Source organism: Acidovorax sp. (assembly GCF_021287135.1).
Taxonomy (GTDB): domain Bacteria; phylum Pseudomonadota; class Gammaproteobacteria; order Burkholderiales; family Burkholderiaceae_C; genus Acidovorax.
In genome coordinates this window covers 1-21100 of record NZ_JAJTBB010000002.1, presented here as the reverse complement: position 1 = coordinate 21100, position 21100 = coordinate 1, and the positions used below count along the sequence as shown (strand labels likewise).

22 protein-coding genes are annotated in these 21100 nt (G+C 69.6%); 10 read left to right on the top strand and 12 right to left on the bottom strand.

Features of this window, described 5'->3' with window-relative positions; translation table 11 throughout:
• Window positions 1–5: 5 nt before the first annotated feature.
• A complete protein-coding gene (locus tag LWW96_RS00210) occupies window positions 6–830 on the top strand; it encodes a molybdate ABC transporter substrate-binding protein (protein WP_291483515.1) in 825 nt (274 codons plus the stop codon).
• 275 nt (window positions 831–1105) lie between these two features.
• Here LWW96_RS00210 and LWW96_RS00205 read toward each other — a convergent pair whose 3' ends face one another.
• From LWW96_RS00205 to LWW96_RS00170, 8 genes are all read right to left on the bottom strand, one after another.
• On the bottom strand, window positions 1106–2803 hold the full coding sequence (locus LWW96_RS00205) for an AarF/UbiB family protein (protein ID WP_291483513.1): 1698 nt from the start codon (window positions 2801–2803) through the stop codon (window positions 1106–1108).
• A gap of 85 nt (window positions 2804–2888) precedes the next feature.
• The gene (locus LWW96_RS00200; RefSeq protein WP_291483531.1) at window positions 2889–3314 is read right to left on the bottom strand and encodes a DoxX-like family protein; all 426 of its coding nucleotides are present in this window, start codon (window positions 3312–3314) and stop codon (window positions 2889–2891) included.
• An 88-nt stretch (window positions 3315–3402) separates the two neighbouring features.
• Window positions 3403–4497: a molybdenum ABC transporter ATP-binding protein gene (gene modC, locus LWW96_RS00195; RefSeq protein ID WP_291483511.1), complete on the bottom strand. Its 1095-nt coding sequence runs from the start codon at window positions 4495–4497 to the stop codon at window positions 3403–3405.
• Between the two features lie 11 nt (window positions 4498–4508).
• Window positions 4509–5195 carry a molybdate ABC transporter permease subunit gene (gene modB / locus LWW96_RS00190; RefSeq protein ID WP_291483509.1) on the bottom strand — a complete coding sequence of 229 codons (687 nt, stop codon included), beginning with the start codon at window positions 5193–5195 and terminating at the stop codon, window positions 4509–4511.
• Between the two features lie 45 nt (window positions 5196–5240).
• On the bottom strand, window positions 5241–6008 hold the full coding sequence (modA, locus tag LWW96_RS00185) for a molybdate ABC transporter substrate-binding protein (RefSeq protein WP_291483507.1): 768 nt from the start codon (window positions 6006–6008) through the stop codon (window positions 5241–5243).
• 166 nt (window positions 6009–6174) lie between these two features.
• Entirely contained in the window at window positions 6175–6408 is a 234-nt protein-coding gene (locus tag LWW96_RS00180; RefSeq protein ID WP_291483505.1) for a DUF2798 domain-containing protein, read from the bottom strand.
• The gene (locus LWW96_RS00175; protein WP_291483503.1) at window positions 6405–7004 is read right to left on the bottom strand and encodes a flavodoxin family protein; all 600 of its coding nucleotides are present in this window, start codon (window positions 7002–7004) and stop codon (window positions 6405–6407) included. The genes LWW96_RS00180 and LWW96_RS00175 overlap by 4 nt, the downstream gene beginning before the upstream one ends.
• Window positions 7005–7051: 47 nt before the next feature.
• Window positions 7052–7549 (bottom strand): DUF2938 domain-containing protein, encoded by a 498-nt coding sequence (locus LWW96_RS00170; protein ID WP_291483501.1) that lies wholly within the window; start codon window positions 7547–7549, stop codon window positions 7052–7054.
• Between the two features lie 84 nt (window positions 7550–7633).
• Here LWW96_RS00170 and LWW96_RS00165 point away from each other — a divergent pair, with 84 nt between their 5' ends.
• Entirely contained in the window at window positions 7634–8077 is a 444-nt protein-coding gene (locus tag LWW96_RS00165; protein WP_291483499.1) for a helix-turn-helix domain-containing protein, read from the top strand.
• 25 nt (window positions 8078–8102) lie between these two features.
• Entirely contained in the window at window positions 8103–8918 is an 816-nt protein-coding gene (locus LWW96_RS00160; RefSeq protein ID WP_291483497.1) for a TOBE domain-containing protein, read from the top strand.
• A gap of 132 nt (window positions 8919–9050) precedes the next feature.
• Here LWW96_RS00160 and LWW96_RS00155 read toward each other — a convergent pair whose 3' ends face one another.
• Entirely contained in the window at window positions 9051–10190 is a 1140-nt protein-coding gene (locus tag LWW96_RS00155; RefSeq protein ID WP_291483495.1) for a helix-turn-helix domain-containing protein, read from the bottom strand.
• A 249-nt stretch (window positions 10191–10439) separates the two neighbouring features.
• On the opposite strand from LWW96_RS00155, the gene LWW96_RS00150 reads away from it, so the two are divergent.
• From LWW96_RS00150 to LWW96_RS00120, 7 genes are all read left to right on the top strand, one after another.
• Window positions 10440–10910 carry a (2Fe-2S)-binding protein gene (locus tag LWW96_RS00150; protein WP_291483493.1) on the top strand — a complete coding sequence of 157 codons (471 nt, stop codon included), beginning with the start codon at window positions 10440–10442 and terminating at the stop codon, window positions 10908–10910.
• 21 nt (window positions 10911–10931) lie between these two features.
• Window positions 10932–13319, top strand: coding sequence for a xanthine dehydrogenase family protein molybdopterin-binding subunit (locus tag LWW96_RS00145; RefSeq protein ID WP_291483491.1), 2388 nt, complete (start codon window positions 10932–10934; stop codon window positions 13317–13319).
• 12 nt (window positions 13320–13331) lie between these two features.
• Entirely contained in the window at window positions 13332–14126 is a 795-nt protein-coding gene (locus LWW96_RS00140) for a xanthine dehydrogenase family protein subunit M (RefSeq protein ID WP_291483489.1), read from the top strand.
• Window positions 14127–14296: 170 nt separating this feature from the next.
• A complete protein-coding gene (locus LWW96_RS00135; RefSeq protein ID WP_291483487.1) occupies window positions 14297–15199 on the top strand; it encodes a MoxR family ATPase in 903 nt (300 codons plus the stop codon).
• 415 nt (window positions 15200–15614) lie between these two features.
• Window positions 15615–16829 carry a VWA domain-containing protein gene (locus tag LWW96_RS00130; protein ID WP_291483485.1) on the top strand — a complete coding sequence of 405 codons (1215 nt, stop codon included), beginning with the start codon at window positions 15615–15617 and terminating at the stop codon, window positions 16827–16829.
• Window positions 16830–17015: 186 nt separating this feature from the next.
• The gene (locus LWW96_RS00125; RefSeq protein ID WP_291483483.1) at window positions 17016–17681 is read left to right on the top strand and encodes a carbon monoxide dehydrogenase subunit G; all 666 of its coding nucleotides are present in this window, start codon (window positions 17016–17018) and stop codon (window positions 17679–17681) included.
• A gap of 106 nt (window positions 17682–17787) precedes the next feature.
• Window positions 17788–18861 carry an XdhC family protein gene (locus tag LWW96_RS00120; RefSeq protein WP_291483481.1) on the top strand — a complete coding sequence of 358 codons (1074 nt, stop codon included), beginning with the start codon at window positions 17788–17790 and terminating at the stop codon, window positions 18859–18861.
• A gap of 27 nt (window positions 18862–18888) precedes the next feature.
• Here LWW96_RS00120 and LWW96_RS00115 read toward each other — a convergent pair whose 3' ends face one another.
• The 3 genes from LWW96_RS00115 to LWW96_RS00105 form a co-directional block, all read right to left on the bottom strand.
• The gene (locus LWW96_RS00115) at window positions 18889–19578 is read right to left on the bottom strand and encodes a glutathione S-transferase (protein WP_291483479.1); all 690 of its coding nucleotides are present in this window, start codon (window positions 19576–19578) and stop codon (window positions 18889–18891) included.
• Window positions 19579–19716: 138 nt separating this feature from the next.
• Window positions 19717–19887: a hypothetical protein gene (locus LWW96_RS00110; RefSeq protein WP_174240364.1), complete on the bottom strand. Its 171-nt coding sequence runs from the start codon at window positions 19885–19887 to the stop codon at window positions 19717–19719.
• Between the two features lie 75 nt (window positions 19888–19962).
• Window positions 19963–20850 (bottom strand): transglutaminase family protein, encoded by an 888-nt coding sequence (locus tag LWW96_RS00105; RefSeq protein WP_291483529.1) that lies wholly within the window; start codon window positions 20848–20850, stop codon window positions 19963–19965.
• Window positions 20851–21100 lie beyond the last annotated feature (250 nt).

Here is a 21100-nt window from a genome sequence, read left to right as displayed (position 1 = left end):
GCGCCATGGATCGACGTTCTCTGGTGGCCGTGGCAGCCGCTGCCGCGTGGGCGCTGGCAGGCTGCTCGGCGGGCCCGGCCAAAGTCTCCGTGGTGGACGCAGCCCCCGTGCAGGTCCACGCGGCGGGGAGCCTGCGCGAGGCCTTCACCGAGATCGCGCGCGACCACGAGGCCCGCACGGGCCAGAAGGTGGCGCTGACCTTCGGCGCCTCAGGCCTGCTGCGCGAGCGCATCGAGAAGGGCGAGCCGGCGCAGGTCTTCGCCTCGGCCGACACGGAGCACCCCCAGCGCCTGGCGGCCCGGGGCGGCTGGTCGACCCCCAGGGTGTTCACGCGCAATGCGCTGTGTGCGCTGACCAGCGACCAGATCAGCGCCACCCCCGACACCCTGCTGGCCACCTTGCTGCGCAGTGGCGTGCGCGTAGGCACCTCCACCCCCAAGGCCGACCCCTCGGGCGACTACGCCTGGGCGCTGTTCCGCCGGGCCGACCAGTTGCAGCCCGGCGCCTACGCGCTGCTGGATGCCAAGGCACTGAAGCTCACGGGCGGCGCCGATTCGCCCCAGCCGCCAGCAGGCCGGGGCACCTATGCCTGGGTCATGGAGCAGCGTCAAGCCGACGTGTTCCTGACCTACTGCACCAATGCCGTGGCCGCGCAGGCCGAGGTGCCGCGTTTGCGCGTGGTGCAGTTGCCCCCGGCGCTGCAGGTGGGCGCAGCCTATGGCCTGACGGTGCGAGCCGATGCGCCGGCGGCAGCACAGGCCTTTGCCCAGGCACTGCAGCAACCGTCGGCCCAGGCGGTGCTGCGGCGGCTGGGGTTTGCAGCGCCCTGAGCGCCAGGGACCCTCTGCACGGATCGAGGGGAAAGTGTGCGCCGCGGATCGGGGGGGCTGCAGGGCGCAAGACGCAGCCATAGCCGGCGCGATTGCGAGGTTTTGCGCTTGCGCGGCAGACCGCCGAGCCCGCAGATGCGCACGGCACGTTGGTTCGTGCCGAGGATCCTTGGCGCCCTGCGGGCGTTGATTTTGTGTTCACACGCCGCGTCCGCCGGCCTGGTGGGGCGGCACGGCGTGTGGCTTTTTCGGACAGGCGCAGCGCCCGCCGCTTCTCACTCATCATCCCGATGATGGCTGCTGCGCCAGATGGCCCGCACCAGCCACAGGCCGCAGACCACGGCCCCTGTGAACCCCAGGAAGCCAAACGCCGGCAGCCCGAACAGCGTGGGGCCGCCCTTCACGGTCATCACGATGGACGAGCCGATGATCAGCGCCGCAATCACCAGCGCCATGGCCAGCCGGTTGGCTGAGCGGTCGATCTGGTCGCCCACGCGCTTGAGGTGGGCCAGGTCGATGCTGACCTGCAGGCGCCCGCGCCGCGCGTTGCGCAGCAGCCGCCCGAGGTCGTCGGGCAACTGCTCCACGGTGGTGAGCGCGCGGCGCAGCGTGGTCCAGGCGCGGCCGGCCAGCACGCGAGGCTCGTAGCGCTTGCGCACCACCTCCTTGAGCAGCGGCAGCGCTTCGGAGGCCATGTGAAAGTCGGGGTCCAGGTTGCGGCCCATGCCTTCCAGCGAGATGAAGGCCTTGATCAGCAAGGCCAGGTCGGAGGGCAGGCCCAGCTGGTGTTCCCGCAGGATGGCCGTCACGTCGGCCAGCATCTGCCCCAGGCTCAGCTGCGCCAGCGGAACGCCGTGGTACTGGTCCACGAAGGCTTCGATCTCCGTTTCCAGCTGGCCGATGTTGACGCCCTGTCCGTTGTCCGTCCAGTCCAGCAGCACGTCGGCCACCGCCTGGGGCCGCTGCTCCACCAGGCCCAGCAGCAGTTGCAGCAGTTCGTCGCGGCGGCGCTGCGACAGGCGGCCCACCATGCCGAAATCGATGAAGGCAATGCCGTTGCCGGGCAGGTAGAACACGTTGCCGGGGTGGGGGTCGGCGTGGAAGACGCCGTCCTGCACGATCATCTGCAGCACCGCGCGCGCCCCGCGCTGCGCAAGCAGTGTGCGGTCGAACCCCGCTTCGGGGGTGAGTGCCGCCAGCGCACCGCCGGGCGTGCCGTCGATGAAATCCTGCACATTGATGCGCTCGCGCGTGTGGTCCCAGTCCACGCGCGGGATCACGATGTAGGGCAGGGCGGCCATGTTGGCGGCAATGCGCTCGGCCTGCCGGCACTCTCCCGCCAGGTCCAGCTCCCGGCGCAGCGACCGCGCGAACTCGTGCACCAGTTGCTGGGGCCGGTAGGGCTTGAGCGCAGGCAACTCGGTCTCGGCCAAGGCGGCCAGGCGCTGCAGCAGCCGCAGGTCGGCCTGGATGGTGTCGGCAATGCCGGGGCGGCGGATCTTCACCACAACCTCGCGGCCGTCGTGCAGCCGGGCGCGGTGCACCTGGGCGATGGAAGCCGCCGCCAGCGGCGCGGTGTCGAACCAGGCGAAGACCTCTTCGGGCTCGGCGCCCAGGTCTTCGCGCAACTGCGGTCGCAGACTGTCCAGCGGCACGGCAGGCACGTGGCTGTGGAGCTTTTCAAACTCTGCGATCCACTCCGGCCCGAACAGGTCGGCCCGGCCCGCCAGGATCTGGCCGAACTTCACGAACGCCGGTCCGAGCTCCTCCAGCGCCAGCCGCACCTGCACGGGCGGCTCCAGCCGGGCCAGGTCGGCGGCGTGCGTCCAGTTCAGCGCCTGGCCCGCGCGCTCGAGCTTGTCGGTGAGGCCCAGGCGGCGCACGGTGTCGCCAAAGCCATGGCGCACCATCACGCCCAGGATTTCCTTCAGGCGTCCCAGGTCGCGCGCGGTGTCCAGCGTCTCGATGAGCATGGAGGCCGATGATAGTGCCCGCTGCCTCCGCGGCCGAATGTCGCCGCGCCGGAGCATGCAGCGGCCCGCCAGAGCCTGCGCAACTTCATGAACGCGCAGCGACAGTTGGCTGGCGCGCAGCAGCCCGGGGCGCCTGCGGCTGGAGCAGAAGCACCCACAAGATCGCCGCAATCGGCAGGTTCTTGGTCAAGGGGCCAAACGGATGGAGCCACCAGGCGGGGTGGACGGCCGTGGCCAGCACGGTCATCGCGGCCATCAGGGCCAGTGCTGCGAGATAGGCGGCGCGGCCGGGGCGCAGCGCCAGCCAAAGCCCCAGCACGCCATCGGCCGCCGCGCCGCCCAGGATGGCGGCCGTGGGCACCCAGGCCAGGCTGCCGGTGGTCCAGGCCGCCGGCAAGCCCGCCAGCAGCTCGCGGCTTTGGCCGTGCAATTCCCACACGCTGACCAAGGCCGTGGCCAGCCAGACGGCGACCAGGCTGTAGCGGAGAAGGCGTTGCTGCGCGGCGTTCATGGGGTGGTGGACGGGAGGCAGTGGCATGCCGGCCGGTCCTGGCGGGCATGATACGGCGAACCCCGGCACGGGGGCGCGCAGCAGGCTTTCAGTTCACGATGGCAACGCCCTTGACCTGTGCAAACACCGCTGTTCCGGGCGCCAGCCCCAAAGCCTGGGCCGACCGCTGCGTGACACGCGCCAGCAGCCGCACGGACCCCAGGTCCAGCGCCACCATCCGCTGGCCCGGGCTGTCGTCGGCCACCTCCACCACGGTGGCGGGCAGCACGTTGAGGATGCTCGTGTCGGTGGGCCGCGCCAGGGCCAGGCTCACGTCGCGGGCCTGCACGCGCAGGCGCAGGGGCTCGCCGGGCGTGCGCGGCGCGGGGCTCACCAGCAGCAACTGGCCTCCTGCAAAGCCGACCGTGGTGGTGTGGTCGTGCGCGTCGTGCCGCAGCAGGGTGCCTTCGATCACCGTGGCGGCGGCGTCGCCGTGGGCCAGGGGCAGGTCCAGGCGGGTGATCAAGGCGTGGGTGGGGCCCTGGGCCTCCACGCGGCCGTCCCGCATCAGCACCAGGTGCTCGGCCAGGCGCGCCACTTCGTCCAGCGCGTGGCTCACGTACAGCACGGGGATGTCCAGCGTGCGGTGCAGCCGCTCCAGGTAGGGCAGCACCTCGGCCTTGCGGGCGGCGTCCAGCGCGGCCAGCGGCTCGTCCATCAGCAGCAGGCGCGGGCTGGTGGCCAGGGCGCGGGCGATGGCCACGCGCTGGCGTTCGCCGCCGGACAGCGCGGCGGGCCGGCGGTCCATCAGCGGGGCGATGCCCAGCAGGTCCACCACCTGCTCCAGTGCCACCGTGCGGCGGGCCGCTGGCGTTCGTGCGAGGCCGTAGTGGATGTTGCTGCTCACGCTCAGGTGCTCGAACAGGCTGGCCTCCTGGAACACATAGCCCAGCCCGCGCTCGTGCGTGGGGCGCCACAGGGGCCGGGCGGCGCCGTCGTCCTGCCAGACTTCGCCATTCACCTCCACACGGCCTGGGCGGGCACGCAAGAGCCCCGCTATGGCCCGCAGGCAGGTGGTCTTGCCGCAGCCCGACGGGCCGAAGAGGGCGGTGACGCCCCGCCCGGGCAAGTGCAGGTCCACGTCCAGCGTGAAGCCGGGGCGCTCCACTGTCAGTTGCGCGTGGATGGAGGGCGGCGGTGGCATGGGCGCGGGTATCACGGCATCACCGGTGCAGCGCGGCGGCGCGTGAGGTTCAGCCCCAGCAGCACCACAAACGAGAAGACCACCATCGCAGCCGCCAGGCCGTGGGCCTGCGCGTACTCCAGCGCCTCCACGTGGTCATAGATCTGCACCGACACCACCCGGGTAACGCCGGGGATGTTGCCGCCCAGCATGAGCACGACACCGAACTCGCCCACCGTGTGCGCAAAGCTCAGGATGGCGGCCGTGACAAAGCCCGGCCAGGCCAGCGGCAGCGCGACCGTGAAGAAGCGATCCAGCGGCCCCGCACCCAGCGTGGCGGCGGCTTCCAGCGGGCGCGGGCCCATAGCCTCGAATGCGTGCTGCAGCGGCTGCACGGCAAACGGCAAAGAGTAGATCAGCGAGCCCGCCACCAGGCCCCAGAACGTGAAAGGCAGCGTGCCCAGCCCCAGCCATTGCGTGAACTGCCCCCCAGGCCCTTGGGGGCCGAGCGTGATCAGCAGATAGAACCCGATCACCGTGGGCGGCAGCACCAGCGGCAGCGCCACCAGGGCCGCCACCGCCCCGCGCCAGCGCGAAGGCGTGTGCGCGAGCCACCAGGCCAGCGGCGTGCCCAGAACGAGCAGCAGCGCCATGGTGGTGGCCGCCAGTCGCAGCGTGAGGCCGATGGCGGTCAGGTCGGCACCGGAGAACAGGGGCATGGGTGAATGCAGGGGTTGGAGGCCGGCTGCAGGGCGCCGGCCTTTTCAGAAACTGTACCCGTAGGCCTGGATGATGGCCCGCGCCCTGTCGCTGCGCAGGTAGTTCATCAGGGCACGGGCCGCCGCGCTGTCCTTGCCCGGCAGCAGCAGCACGGCGTCCTGGCGGATGGGGTCGTGCAGGTGGGCCGGCACCTGCCAGGCCGAGCCTGTGCGGATCTTGCCGTCCTCCATCACCTGCGACAGCGCCACGAAGCCCAGCGGGGCATTGCCCGTGGCCACGAACTGAAAGGTCTGGGCAATGTTCTCGCCCTGCACGAAGCGCGGCTGCAGCTGCGCGGTCAGGCCCAGCTTGTCCAGCACCTGCGTGGCGGCGAGTCCGTAGGGGGCGAGCTTGGGGTTGGCCAGGGCCAGGTGCTTGAAATCCCCGGTCTTGAGCACGGCGCCCTGGGCATCCACATAGCCGGGCTGCGCGCTCCACAGCACGAGGGTGCCCACGGCATAGGTGAATCGGGTGTTGGCCACGGCCTGGCCCTCGCGCTCCAGGCGGGCGGGCGTGGTGTCATCGGCCGCCAGCAGCACCTGGAACGGTGCGCCATGGGTGATCTGCGCGTAGAACTTGCCGGTGGCGCCAAACGACAGCTCGGCCTTGTGGCCGGTGTCGGCCGCGAAGGCCGCGGCAATCTTCTGCATGGGGGCCGTGAAGTTGGCCGCCACCGCGACAGGCACCGTGTCGGCGTGCGCGGGGTGGAAGGCGACTGCTGCGAGGCCCGCAGCCAGACAGGCGTGTGCGAAAAGAAACGATTCTTGAGCCATGGCATGCGAGCGCGGCAAGCGCTATTCCGATTGTGAATAGCGAAAGTATAGGGCTCGGCAACGCAGCCGGGCGCCTTTTCGCCAACGAAAGGCGTTGAGCGATGGCGCCCGGGTGGGACACGGTGAAGAGCCGCAGGCACACGCCTGCGCAGGGCCGCCGCGTCTGTCACCCGCATTCGGACGCGGTCAGCCGCGCCACGAGCTTGCGTGCCAGCGGCGCCGCCAGCATGACCGCCGGAAAGGCAACGACCCATCCGGTGAGCCAGGCGCGGGCCCAGAGATCCGGAAAACTCTGGTCCGTTGGCAGCGTGCGCAAGGTGGAGATGCCCGACACCAGCAGCGACATGACCCCCGACAGGATGAGGCTGAACAGCACCGGGCCGTAGCGGGCGGGGATCATGCGACGACCACCTCGGCGACCGGGGCCGCGGCCGCGCTGCCCAGGCGCTGCAGGGTCTCGGCGAAATGCCGGCCGAACATCTGCGCCGTCTTGGTGTCGCCGGGCACAAATGCGTCGGCTGCCGCGCCGTGCCCGGCCTGCGCCATCAGGCCCGACCACGAGCCCAGCCGGTTGGCGGCCTCGTTGTAGGGAACCCCGCTGTGCTGCTCTGGCAGGATGGGGTTGCCCACCCACACCATGCCGTGCTGCATGGCAAACACGAACATCGATAGCAGCGTGGATTGCTTGTCGCCCGCCGGCAGGGACGACACGGTGAAGCCCGCCGCCAGCTTGTTCTTGAGCTGCTGGGTTTTCCACAGCCCGCCGGTGGCGTCCATGAAGCGCTTGAACGGCCCCGAAACCCCGCCCAGATAGGTGGGTGAGCCGAGGAGGAAGCCGTCGTAGCCCAGCAGGGCGTCAGGCGATCGGGCCAGGTCGTCGGCCAGGACCAGTTCGGCGCGAATGCCGGGAACGCGGCGGGCGCCTTCCAGCACGTGGCGGGCGATGTGTTCGGTGTGCCCATGGGCGCTGTGGTAGATGATGGCAATGGTTTTCATGGTGCGGTGGGCGAGGGGGTGATTTCCAGAGAAAAGCGCGGTGTGGGTCATTGCGAAATCAGTGCAATGGCCTGCGCGGAGAGATAAAGACCCAGCCCGAAGACCGTGTGGTTGGACAGGCTGCGCAGGCAGTTCCTGAGCGGCGTGGGGGTGCGTGATGCGGCAAAGCCCGACCCCATGGCGGGCTGCATCACGAAGAGCGGCGCGGCCACGGTGCCAACGCCCAGGGCCAGGGCGGGCAGCAGGGTGGGGCTGCGTGCCCAGCCGGTGCCCTGGATGGCGATCAGCGCCGTGGCAAAGGCCACGCCCACGGCGTAGTGCGTGAGCCAGCCCCAGGCCAGTTCGCCCCGGATGGGCTGCGCCTTGGCGATGGCAGCGTGGGCGAGCCGGCCGCGCAAGAGGTGGCCCACCCAGCGGCCGATGAAGGCGTAGTGGAGGGTGGGCACGCCCAGGCGCTGGAGCAGCACCAGCCACGCGTCCATGACGGCGGTGGCGCCCACCCCGATCAGCACGGCACGGGGGAGGTCTTGCCATGGAAAAGTCATAAAAAAACTCCTTGGACGGTTGACGGAAGAACGGTATGAATTCACTATAGAAGTTCAAGTCAACTTGAAGTCAAGGGGTCTGGGATGGATATTTCCGAAGTGGCCAGGCGCGCCGGGTTGCGTGCCTCCACGCTGCGGTATTACGAAGAGAAGGGGTTGATTCGCTCGGTGGGGCAGCCGGGCGAGCGCCGCCGGTTTGCGCCGGGTGTGCTGGACCAGCTCGCGCTGATCGCACTGGGGCAGTCGGCGGGCTTCTCGCTGGACGAGATCCGCGCGATGTTCCTGCCCAGTGGCGAGCCCCGCATCGATCGGCAGCTGCTGTCGGCCAAAGCCGATGAACTCGACGGCATGGTCAAGCGCCTCAAGGCCATGAGCAATGGCCTGCGCCACGCGGCTGCCTGCCCGGCCGAGAGCCATGCGCAGTGCCCGTCGTTCCAGCGCCTGCTGAAGGCCGCGGCGGACGGTGCGCTGGCGCGCCAGCAAAAGCGGGCCCAGCCAGCCGCCGGCCTGCGCCGCAAGGGGGCCTGAAGGGGCGCTCAGGCATCATCGGCGCATGTCCGCTTCACCCTCACTCACGGATGCGCTGGGCCACGCCCTGACCGACAAACGCATCGACATCCTGCGCCAGATCGGCGCCAGCGGTTCCATCTCGCAGGCCGCGCGGGCCGTCGGCGTGAGCTACAAAGCGGCGTGGCAGGCGGTGGACACGCTGACCAATCTGGCGGGCACGCCGCTGGTGGCACGCGCCGTGGGCGGGGCTGGCGGCGGCGGCGCGCAGTTGACGGACGCTGGGCGCCAGCTGCTGGTGGCGGCCGATGCCATGGCGCAGGCGCGTGGGGCGGTGCTGTCACGGTGGCAGGCCACGCCGCACGCGGGCCCGGCGCTGGCGCGGCTGGCAGTGCGCACCAGCATGCGCAACCAGTTGCCCTGTGTGGTCGAGCGGCTGGTGCCGCAAGGGCAGATCGTCGGGGTCCACCTTCGGCTGGGTTGGGGTGACGGGGGCCCGGGGGATGGCGATGGCGTCGAGCCCGCCGCGCTGGTCTCGCGCATCACGCGCGAAAGCGCCGAACTGCTCGGCCTGCAGCCGGGCCTGGCTCTGCAGGCGCTGTGCAAGGCCACGGGCGTGCGGGTCGAGCGGGCGGCACGTGGTACGGCGGCGGCTCCCGCGGGCGCCCCCGGCACACACCGCCTGCTGGCCCGGGCCACGCGGGTGGTGCGGGGGGAATCGGGCGACGAGGTGTCTGCCGAACTCGCCGGGGGCCTGCAGATGGTGGGCTTTGCGGTGCCCCGCAGTGGCTTGCGCGTGGGCAGCCCGGTGGTGCTGGTGGTGGAGGACCACGCGGTGGTGCTGGCCTTGGCCGATATCTGATGGCTGATGAGGTGCCAGCGGTGGGCGCCTTTGTTTGCTATATTTATGATAGCTGCTCGACCAAATGGGACGGGCGATGGAGCCCGTTTTTAATGAATTTTTTAGCGGGCCCGCGGCAGGTCCCCGGGGCGGTCAGCGCCCCAGCTTGCGGTACACCGTGGCGCGGCTGATGCCCAGGGCCCGGGCGGCTTCGGCCACGTTGCCGCGGGCGTTTTGCACGGCGAGGCGAATCAGGGCGGTCTCGGCCTCGCGCAGCGGAGCGCCCGCGGCGGGCATGCTCGCCAGCGCAGGCACCGGGCGCTGGGTGCCGGGGGCGAGCTCCGGCCGCTGCGCCAGGGCCTGCAGGCGCAAGCCCGACCACAGCGGCAAATCAAGGGGTTGCGCCGGGCGCCGCGCGGCATCGAACAAGCTGGCCCACGGCACCGCAAGCAGGTCGCTGGCATGGGCGGGGATTTCGTGGGCGGCAAGCGGTTGTGGCACCAGCTGGCGGGCCATGCTGTTGGTGCCGACGACGAACCCGTCGCGGTCCAGCGCCAACAGCCCATCGCCTTCGCCGCCCAGCGAGCTGCCGGGCCAGTTCAGGCGCAGCAGCAGGGCGTGTGGGCGCTGCTGCAGCAGGGCGTCTTCCATGGCACGGGCCGATCGGGCCACCAGATGGCGCAATTCGGGCCGCTCGGGCACGTCGACACCCGTCAGGTCCAGCATGCCCATGCATTGGCCATGGGGGCCGAACAAGGGGGCGCCCGCGCAGCTGTAGGCGCCGTTGTCGTCAAAGAAATGCTCGCCCCGGTGCAGCCACACGGGCTGCAGCTCGGTCAGCGCGGCGCCGATGGCGGTGGTTCCCACGGCGGCTTCCGACAGGTCGATGCCCACGCGCCCGATGGCGCGGGCGCGCGGGTCGTGGCGGTCCAGTGCGCCTTGCACGTCCACCACGGCACCGTGCGCGTCGGTGAGGAGCGCGAAGTAGCGCATGCCGCCGATGGCCCGCGCAAGCTGGGCCAGCACAGGGCGCGCGGCGCGCAGCAGCTCGTGGTTTTCATCCTGGCTGCGGCGCAGCGCTTGCGCAGTGACCACGTCGAAAACGACGCGCTGCGTGGGCTGCAAACCCCGTGCAAGGCAGCGTTGCCAGGAGCGCGCAATCCAGGGCTCCACGTCGGCGTGCGCGGACAGGCCACCCTGCTCCAGCAGCGTGCGCCGCGCGTGTGCAATCCGCTCGGGCCGGTCGGTGCCAGCCAGGGGGGCGACGGCGGGAAGGGCGGCGGCACTGTGCATGGCGGGTCCGGTCCAGGTTTCCGATGGGGCGGCGTCGGCAAACGTGCAGCGGATGAGCGATCGTTCCCGAAGCCATCCTGCAGGCCGCCGATGATGCGCCAGTGTGCGGCGCAACATGTTTCATTTTGAGAATATCCACGGCGCAGCACGGCGGATTCAGGGTTGTCCCTAGGAATGTGGGAAGAGGCGAGGCAGAAGATGCAGCGGCTTAGCCGATTCATCCACAAACTCGTTTGAGGAGACAGCCAGATGCAAGTCCAGTTCACGGTCAACGGGCGCGCGGCCAGTGTTGACGTTCCTCCCAACACCCTGCTGGTGCATGCGCTGCGAGAGCACCTGCAGCTGACCGGCACCCACGTGGGCTGCGACACCAGCCAGTGCGGCGCCTGCACGGTGCATGTGAATGGGCGCGCGGTGAAGTCGTGCTCCATGCTGGCGGCCCAGGCGCAGGGCGCCGACATCGTCACCATCGAAGGCCTGGCCGCGGCGGACGGCACCATGCACCCCATGCAGGCAGCGTTCAAGGAATGCCACGGCCTGCAATGCGGCTTCTGCACCCCCGGCATGGTGATGAGCGCGGTGGACCTGTGCAAGAGCCACCCCCACGCGAGCGAGGGCGAGATCCGCGAACTGCTCGAAGGCAACATCTGCCGCTGCACGGGCTACCAGAACATCGTGCGCGCAGTGCGGGTCGGCCAAAAAGCCATGGCTTCGGCATAACCCGGAAAAAGGAGAACGACCATGGGTGCATCCGACTTTTCCAAGCTGCCGCACATTGGCGAATCCCTGAAGCGCAAAGAGGACTACCGCTTCCTCACCGGCGCGGGCCAGTACACCGACGACGTGGTGCTGGCCGCGCAAAGCCATGCGGTGTTCGTGCGCTCGCCGCACGCGCACGCCAGGATCAACAGCATCAACACCGATGCCGCCCAGGCCGCCCCGGGCGTGCTGGGCGTGTTCACCGGCGCCGATGTGGCGGCCGACAACATCAACGGCCTGCCCTGCGGCTGGCTCATCACCAGCACGGATGGCCAGCCCATGAAGGAGCCGCCGCACCCCATCCTGGCGCAGGGCAAGGTGCGCTACGTGGGCGACCATGTGGCCATGGTGGTGGCCCTCACGCAGCAGCAGGCGCGCGACGCGGCCGAGCTGGTGGAGGTGGACTACGACGTGTTACCCGCCGTGGTCAGCGTGGCCGATGCGGCGGCTGGCAGCGTGGCCGGCGCGGCGCTGCACGACATCGCGCCTGACAACCACTGCTACAAGTGGGCCATTGGCGACAAGGGCGCAGTGGATGCGGCGTTTGCCAACGCTGCGCACGTGACCAAGCTCGACCTGGTCAACAACCGCCTGATCCCCAACGCCATGGAGCCGCGCGCGGCCATCGGCAGCTACAACCGCGCGAGCGACGAGTACACGCTGTACGTCAGCAACCAGAACCCACACGTGGAGCGCCTGCTGATGACAGCCTTCGTGCTGGGCCTGCCCGAGCACAAGGTGCGCGTGATCGCGCCGGACGTGGGCGGCGGCTTTGGCTCCAAGATCTTTTTGTACGCCGAGGACGTGTGCCTGACCTGGGCCGCAAAGAAGCTCAACCGCAACATCAAGTGGGTGGCCGACCGCAGCGAGGCGTTCTTGAGTGACGCGCACGGCCGCGACCACGTGAGCCACGCCGAGATGGCCATGGACAAGGATGGCAAGTTCCTGGCCCTGCGCGTGCACACCGATGCCAACCTGGGCGCCTACCTCTCCACCTTTTCCACGGCCGTGCCCACCATCCTGTATGCCACGCTGCTGGCGGGCCAGTACAGCACGCCGCAGGTGTACGTGGAGGTCGACGCCTGGTTCACCAACACCGCGCCCGTGGATGCCTACCGCGGCGCCGGCCGGCCCGAGGCCACGTATCTGCTGGAGCGCTTGGTGTCGCGCTGCGGCTGGGAGCTGGGCCTGGGCCAGGATGAGATTCGCAAGCGCAACTTCATCACCAGTTGGCCGTACCAGACGCCCGTGGCGCTGCAGTACGACGTGGGCGACTACCACGCCTGCATGACGCAAGCGCAGCAACTGGCCGACGTGGCGGGCTTTGCCGCACGCAAGGCGGCCAGCGAGGCCAAGGGCCTCAAGCGCGGCATCGGCTACAGCAGCTACATCGAGGCCTGCGGCATTGCCCCGTCCAACATCGCCGGCGCCCTCGGTGCGCGCGCAGGCTTGTTTGAATGCGGCGAGGTGCGCGTGCACCCCACGGGCAGCGTGACGGTGTTCACGGGCTCGCACAGCCACGGCCAGGGGCATGAGACCACCTTCGCGCAGGTGGTGGCCGGGCGCCTGGGCATCCCCGTGGAGAACGTGGACATCGTGCACGGCGACACGGGCCGCGTTCCGTTTGGCATGGGCACCTACGGCTCGCGCTCCATCAGCGTGGGCGGGGCGGCCATCATGAAGGCACTGGACAAGATCGAGGCCAAGGCCAAGAAGATCGCCGCGCACCTGATGGAGGCGAGCGACGCCGATATTGACTTTGCGGGCGGCGAATTCACCGTGCGCGGCACGGACAAGAAGATCCCCTTCGGCCAGGTGGCGCTCACGGCTTATGTGCCGCACAACTACCCGCTCGACAAGCTCGAACCTGGGCTCAACGAGACGGCCTTCTACGACCCCACCAACTTCACGTTCCCCGCAGGCACCTACATCTGCGAAGTGGAAGTGGACCCGGCCACGGGCAGTACGCGCGTGGACAAGTTCACCGCGGTGGATGACTTCGGCACCATCATCAACCCCATGATCGTGGAAGGCCAGGTGCACGGCGGGCTGGTGCAGGGCATCGGCCAGGCGCTGCTGGAAAACTGCGTGTACGACCGCGAGACCGGCCAGCTGCTCACTGGCAGCTTCATGGACTACGCCATGCCGCGCGCGGATGACTTCCCCGAGTTCAAGCTCGGCCATGTCTGCACGCCCTGCACGCACAACCCGCTGGGCACCAAGGGCTGCGGCGAGGCCGGGGCCATCGGCTCGCCGCCCGCGGTGATCAACGCCGTGCTCGATGCGCTGCGCCCGCTGGGCGTGAAGGAGTTCGACATGCCAGCATCGCCGCACCGCGTGTGGGAAGCCATCCAGTCGGCCAAGGCATAAGGAGATTCGACCATGTACGCATTCACCTTTGAAGCGCCTTCGTCCACCGCCGCAGCCGCACAGCTGATTGCCCAGGGAGGCAAGCTGCTCGCGGGCGGGCAGAGCCTGCTGCCCTCGATGCGCCTGCGCCTGGCCAACCCCGAGAAGATCGTGGACCTGAACGGCATCGCCGAGCTGGCGGGCATCCGCCGCGAAGGCAATGCCCTCGTCATCGGCGCCATGACGCGCCACATGGATGTGGCGAGCAGCGCGGACGTGAAAGCCGCCATCCCCGCGCTGGCCGACCTGGCCGCGCACATTGGCGACCGCCAGGTGCGCGCGCGCGGCACGCTGGGCGGGTCGGTGGCCAACAACGACCCCGCCGCCTGCTACCCGAGCGCCGTGCTGGGCCTGGGGGCGACGGTGATCACCAACCGCCGCGATATCAAAGCTGACGACTTCTTCCTGGGCATGTACACCACGGCGCTGGAAGAGGGCGAGATCATCACGGCCATCCGCTTCCCCATCCCGAAACGTGCGGCCTACCTGAAGTTCAAACAGCCGGCTTCGCGCTTTTCGCTGGTGGGGGTGTTCGTGGCGCAGACGGACGCTGGTGTGCGCGTGGCCATCACCGGCGCGGCGGCCAGCGTGTTCCGCCATGCGGGGCTGGAGGCGGCGCTGAACCAGAGCTTCACGCCGCAGTCCGCAGCCGCCGTGGCGATCGACGCGAGCGAGCTGAACAGCGACATCCACGCGAGTGCCGCCTATCGCGCCAACCTGATCAGCGTGCAGACGCAGCGGGCCGTGCAGAAGATGCTGGGCGCCTAGCATCCGGGTAGGTCGGGTTAGCCCAAAGGGCGTAACCCGACGTGGTTCGCTGCGCCCCGTGCGGTGGTGTCGGGTTACGCCCTCACGGGCTAACCCGACCTACGATTTTTGAATCAAATTGGCCTCTGAGGCTTATACAGTAAGCGCAAGCAGCTATCAAAAGAGAAGCAATGAGTTCCCCCGCCTCCGTCGATGCCCTGCTGCAGGCCCTGCAAACCGTGGGCTACTTTGCCGACCGGCGGCTGGGCACGGCGGTGTTCTTGGCGCTGCAGCTGCAGCGGCCCTTGCTGCTGGAGGGCGAACCCGGCGTGGGCAAGACCGCGTTGGCCCGGGCGCTGAGCGAAGTGCTCGGGCGCGGGCTGATCCGCCTGCAGTGCTACGACGGCCTGGAGCAGCGCGAGGCGTTGTACGAGTGGAACTACGCCGCCCAGCTGCTGCACATGAAAGCCGCGGAAGGCCAAGGCGCCGCCGACATGGCGCAGGTGGAGCGCGAGGTCTACCAGGACCGCTACCTCATCCGCCGCCCACTGCTGCAGGCCCTGCAGGCCCCTGCGCCGGGGGCGGTGCTGCTCATCGACGAGGTGGACCGCGCCGACGAGCCCTTCGAGGCCTTCCTGCTGGAATACCTGGGCGAGTACCAGGTCAGCATTCCCGAGATCGGCACCGTGCACGCGCAGGCCACGCCCGTGACCCTGCTCACCAGCAACCGCACGCGCGACCTGCACGACGCCGTCAAGCGCCGCTGCCTGTACCACTGGCTTGACTACCCCGACCGCGAGCGCGAGCTGGCCATCGTGCGCGCGCAGGTGCCCGGCGCCAGCGCGGCGCTGGCGCAGCAGGTGGCCGAGTTCGTGGGCCGCCTGCGCAGCCAGCCGTTTGCCAACGCCTTCCAGCGCGCGCCGGGCATTGCCGAGAGCGTGGAATGGGCCAGGGCGCTGGTGGCGCTGGACACCATCGTGGTGGACCCGGAGGTCGTGTCCGACACCGCAGGCATCTTGTTCAAGCAGCGCGAAGACGTGGCCGCGCTCACGCGCGACATGGCGGCGCAGCTGCTGCAGCCTGCGGATTCGTGATGCCTAGTCCACTGAATCCGAGAAATCGGCGGTGCGTGAGGGTCTGGCAAGGCCGCAATCTAGACGCCGGGCGCAGCCGGGTTGGACACCCGGCGAGCACGGCAACGACGAGTGCGGCCTTGCCAGTCCCTCACCCTGTGGGCCGGGGTTGCGGCAGGCGCTCGGCGGCGTTGCCTGCCTTGTCAAGGCAGCCAGCCTTGACTGCGCCAGGCGCCTTGCCGCCCGCCCGCCGCAGCCCCGGCGCACCGCCGATTTCTCGGATTCAGTGGACTGCCAGCCTTCCAACCTCCGAGACCGTTCACGCTGAGCCTGTCGAAGCGCAGCGCGAGGCTTCGACAGGCTCAGCCCGAACGGCCTGGAACGATCGAATGCGCCTTCGCAACCTGTGTGCAAACGAATCTGTGAAGCCGCGACCATGACGAAAGGCACAACCATCTCCCAACTCGGCGATGCCCGCGCCGGCAAGCTGGCCGACAACCTCACCGGCTTCGGCCGCGCGCTGCGCCGCACCGGCGTGCGCGTGGATGCATCGCGCATGGCTCTGGCCCAGCAGGCCGTGATGCTGGCGGGCCTGGCGCGCGAGGACTTCGGCGCCGCGCTGGAGTCGGTGCTGGTGAGCCGCGAGCAAGATCGCGCGGTCTTTCGCGAACTGTTCGATGCCTACTTCAAGAACCCCGACATCGCGCAGAAGCTGCTGGCCCAGATGCTGCCCAGCGCCGAGGCCAAGGCCGAACCCGCCCAGCGCCGCCCGCGCGTGAGCGAGGCCCTGGCACCCTTGCGGGCTGCGCGCAATGCGCCCCCTGCACGCGAAGATGAAAAGATCGACTTCGACGCCGCCATGACGGCCAGCGACCGCCAGCGCCTGCACCATGCGGACTTCAACCAGCTCTCGGCCAGCGAATACCAGCTGGTGGAGCGCCTGGCGCGCGACATTGCGCTGCCCCTGCCGCACTACGCGGCGCGCCGCACCCGGCCCGGCGGGCGCGGCAGCCGGCCGCACTGGCCCGGCGCCATGCAGCAGGCCGCGCGCACAGGCGGCGAACTGCTGGCTCTGCCGCGCCTGCAGCGGCGCCAGCAGCCGCTGCCCTTGCTGGTGCTGGTGGATGTGTCAGGCTCCATGGAGCGGTATGCGCGCCTGCTGCTGGCCTTTCTGCACGCCGCCACCGCCCCCCGCCACGCAGGGCCCGGGCTGCGGCGCGATGTGTTCGCGTTCGGCACGGGCCTCACGGACCTCACGCCCGCCTTCCGCCTGGCCGACACCGACGCCATGCTGCAGGCGGCCGGCCACTCCATTGCCGACTTTGCCGGCGGCACGCGCATGGGCGACAGCCTGGCCGCGCTGCGCCAGCAGCACGCCCGGCGCCTGGTGGGGCGGCGCACGCTGGTGCTGCTCATCAGCGACGGGCTGGACACCGGCGAGCCCGCGCTGCTGGAGCGTGAGCTGGCCTGGCTGCGCCGGCACACGCGCCGCCTGCTCTGGCTCAACCCCTTGCTGCGCTATGAAGGCTACGCCCCCACGGCCCGCGGCGCCGCGGCGCTGCACCGCCAGGCTCACGGCATGCTGGCGGTGCACAACCTCGCCCGGCTGCAGGATTTGGCGGCCAGCTTGGCCACGCTTCTGCGGCAGTGACAGGTCGGATACCGATAGACAAAGATGCGCCGCCCCATGCATGCCACCCCAACCGTTCACGCTGAGCCTGTCGAAGCGCAGCGCAATGCTTCGACAGGCTCAGCACGAACGGACGGGGGTGCGTGTACGCCGCCCATCCCACGCAGTCGCGTTGGTTGAGACGCTGAAAGAACGAGAGGACTCACCATGGAAATGCAAGCCAGCCGCACCCTTGCCGTCGCCCAGCAGCAGGCCTGGGACGCGCTCAACGACCCCGAAGTGCTCAAGCTGTGCATCCCCGGCTGCGACAAGGTCGAGCCCACGGGCGAACACCAGTACAGCGTGGCCATGGCGCTCAAGATCGGGCCGGTGTCGGCCAAGTTCGCGGGCAAGATCACGCTCTCGGACATCGTGCCGCCCGAGAGCTACACCATCGCTTTCGACGGCTCGGGCGGCGTGGCCGGCTTTGGCAAGGGCAGTGCGCAGGTCAAGCTGGTACCGCTGCCGGCCGACGGCGCCGGGCAGGAAAGCTGCGAGCTGCACTACGCCGTGCACGCCACCGTCGGCGGCAAGATTGCCCAGCTGGGCCAGCGGCTGATCGACGGCGCCGCCAAAAGCATGGCCGAGGACTTCTTCAAACGCTTTGACGAGGAGATGCAGCGCCGCTACCCGCGCCCCGAGGCGGCCGCTGTGCAGGGCATGGCGGAGCCGGCAGAAGGGGGCAGCGCACCTGCTGCCGCCGCCGCTGCCGGCCCAGGCAGCAGCCCGCTGTCCGCGTCGGCCGAGGCGCAAATTCCTGACGGCGGCATCCCGGTATGGGTGTGGGTGGCCGGCGCTGGCGCACTGATCCTGCTAGCGTGGTGGCTGAACTGAGGTTCACCCCCCTCTCTCGCTCCGCCTCGCTGCGCGGGAAGGGGGCGCCTAGAACGGAAAGATGACCCAAGAACGGCGTCAAGCAGCTTTAGCGAGTGGATGAACGATGGAAAACCTCGATGTGATGGTGTTGCGCACGCTGCAGGGCTGGCGGGCGGCGGGGCGGCGGGCGCTGCTGGCGACGGTGGTGCGCACGTGGGGCTCGTCGCCGCGGCCGGTCGGGTCCATCATGGCGCTGTGCGAGGACGGGGCGGTGGTGGGGTCGGTGTCCGGCGGGTGCATCGAGGATGATCTGATCGACCGGCACACGCGCGCCTATGCGCAAGAGCACGCCGGTGCCACCGGGCACGACCATCGCATTCCCAGCGGGCCGCCGTCCTTCGTGAAGTACGGCGTCACGGCCGACGAGGCGCACCGCTTTGGCCTGCCCTGCGGCGGCACGCTGGAGCTGCTGCTCGAATACGACCCCGACCCTGCCGGCCTGGCCGCGCTGATTGCCGACCTGGAGGCTGGCCGCCTGGTGCAGCGCACCGTGCGCCTGGCCGATGGCGCGGTGACGCTGCAGCCCGCCGCCGCGCCCGCCGACCTGGTGGTGGATGCCGTGCAGCTCACCAACACTTTCGGCCCCGAGTACCGCATGCTGCTCATCGGCGCCGGGCAACTGGCCGAGTACCTGGCCACCATGGCCTTGTTCAGCGGCTTTGCCGTCACGGTGTGCGACCCGCGCGAGGAATACCGCGGCGCGTGGAACGTGCCCGGCGCCACGGTGGTGAGCGACATGCCCGACGACGTGGTGCGCGCCTTCCACCCCGACCGGCGCACCTGCGTGGTGGCCCTCACGCACGACCCCAAGCTGGACGATCTGGCCTTGCTGGAAGCGCTGGAAACGGACGCCTTCTACGTGGGCGGCATCGGCTCGCGCCGCAACAACGAGGCGCGCCGTGCCCGCATGATCGAGCACTTCGAGCAGACCGAAGCCAGCCTGGCGCGCCTGCGCGGGCCGATTGGCATCTACATCGGCAGCAAGACGCCGCCCGAGATCGCGGTGAGCGTGATGGCCGAAATCCTGGCCGTGAAGAACGGCGTCACCCTGCCGCGCGACATGGCGGTGGCCGAAGCCAAGAACGAGCGCGAACTGGCGCACAACGACCCCGGCGCGCGGGTGTGCGGGGTGCGCTGAGCGCTGGACGGAACCCCGGGCCGGGTGTCAGGCGCCCATCACCACCGGCCCGCCCTTGGCGATGCCGCGCTGGTAGGCCGGGCGGGCCTGCATGCGCTGCAGGTAGGCCTGCAGGTGCGGGCAGGCGCTGGCCTTGCCGGTGCGCGACAGCGCCGCTTCCACCGCAAAGCTCATCTGAAAGTCCGCCATGGTCAGGTGCTCGCCCGCGAACCAGGTGTGCTGGGCCAGGTGCTGCTCCATGAATTCCAGCGCGGTGTTCACGTTCGGGTCGATGACCTTGTCCTGCACCTTGGCGCACAGGGCCTTGGCAATCGGCTTCACGATGAAGGGCATGGGCTGGGTTGGGATGGTCATGAACACCAGCTTCATCACCAGCCAGTTCATCAGCGAGCCTTCGGCGTAATGCATCCAGAAGCGGCATTGCCGGTGCTCGGGCGTGCCGCGCACGGGCTGCAGGTGGGCCAGGTCGCCGCCGGCCTGCGCGCCGTAGGTCTCCACCAGGTATTCGATGATGGCGCCAGACTCGGCAATGACCAGGCCGTTGTCGGTGATGACGGGCGACTTGCCCAGCGGGTGGATCTTCTTGAGTTCCGGCGGGGCCAGCTTGGTGGCTTTGTCGCGCGGATAGATCTTGAGTTCGTAGGGCACGCCCAGCTCCTCCAGCAGCCAGAGGACACGTTGCGAGCGCGAGGTTTCGAGGTGGTGGACGGTGATCATGGCGGCTATTGGAACAGCAGCCGCCTGCCTGCTGCAACGGGCGCGCGGTGCTGGCGCCCAGCAAAAAGCCCTCTTGCGAGGGCTTTTTTGCGGGAGTGTCCGCGGGCCGACAGTCGCCAGGCCCGGGTGGCTCGGCGATCAGCCGCCCTTCTTGGAGCGCTTGCCGGGGTTCTTCTTGCTGCGCGTGGCCACGCCGCGCTCCAGGCTCACGCGCTGGCCGCGGCCAGGGGTGCGCAGGGTGTAGCCGGGCAGGGGCTGGGGTTGGGGAGTGCGCTTGCGGTCTGCTTCGGTGACGATCTTGTTGCCCATGGTAGGTCTCAGAGAAAGTGGAGAAAAAGGGGGATATTAGGCCACAGCCGGGCGAAGGGTCTTTTTCCACAGGCTTCAGGCCGCCCGCGCGGCCTGTGCGCCGGGGCCTGGATCGGTGGACAGCGCCAGCACGCCATGCTGCGGCAGCACCAGGCCGCGCTCGGCGTCTTCGAGGGCGCGGGTGCGGATCACGGGCGCCTGTGCGCGCACGGCGCCAAAGAGGGTGGCAAAGGCCACGTCCGCGGCGTCGCGGCCCGTGCTGAAGCGCATCAGCCCCTGGGGAATGGCCGTGCCGGAGGGGTCGAACAGGTACCACCGGCCACCCACGTACGCCTCCACGTAGGCGTGAAAGTCGGGCGGCCCCAGGGCCGGATCGGCGCCGTAGTCCGTGCCGGTGGTGAAGCGGGCCGGGATGTTCACCGCCCGGCACAGCGCAATCATCAGGTGGGCAAAGTCGCGGCACACGCCCACCTGCTCGATCAGCGTGTCCACGGCGGCCGTGTTGACGTTGGAGGTGTTGGATGTGAATGCCACATGCTGCCGCACCCAGTCGCAAATGGCCTGCACCCGGCCATAACCCTGCGGCAAGGCACCGAAGGTGTTGGCCGCCAGGCGCAGCAGCCGGTCGGACTGGCAGTAGCGGCTGGGGTAGATGTAGCCCAGCACCTCGGGCGGCAGGTAGCGCACGGGCACTTCGGCCAGCATGGCCGGGTCGCTGCGGTGGTGCGCGATGTCCACTGTGGCGCAGTACGACAGCTCCAGCGTGCCCGGCTCGCCGTGCAGCCGCAGGGTGCGATTGCGCGTGGCGGGGTCGGTGTGCAGCTCGGTTGCAATGTCCTGGTTCAGGACCAGCCGTTCCGCCAGGACGGTCTGGCAGGCCGTCTCGGCGGCGTGGATGTTGAACACGAAATCCGCACCCTGGGCGTCCAGGATGTCGTAGGCCAGGTCGATCTGCACTTCCATGCGCACCCGCGGCTGCCGTGGCGGCAGCGCGGCCTCGCTGCCCGCGCGGCGCGGCGTGGCGGGCCCGGAGGGCGCTTCCGGCAAGGCGGCAATGGTTTCGTGCATGGGTGGTGTCCTGTCGTGGTGTGCGGGCGCCAGGGGGCGCTAGGAGTCTGCGCGGCAGAAGGAGCATCGGCTGCAACGCGCGATAAACCGGTCTCGCGCGGTACTACCTCCTGCGCCCAGGGGGCCACCCTGGGCTTGTCGGTAG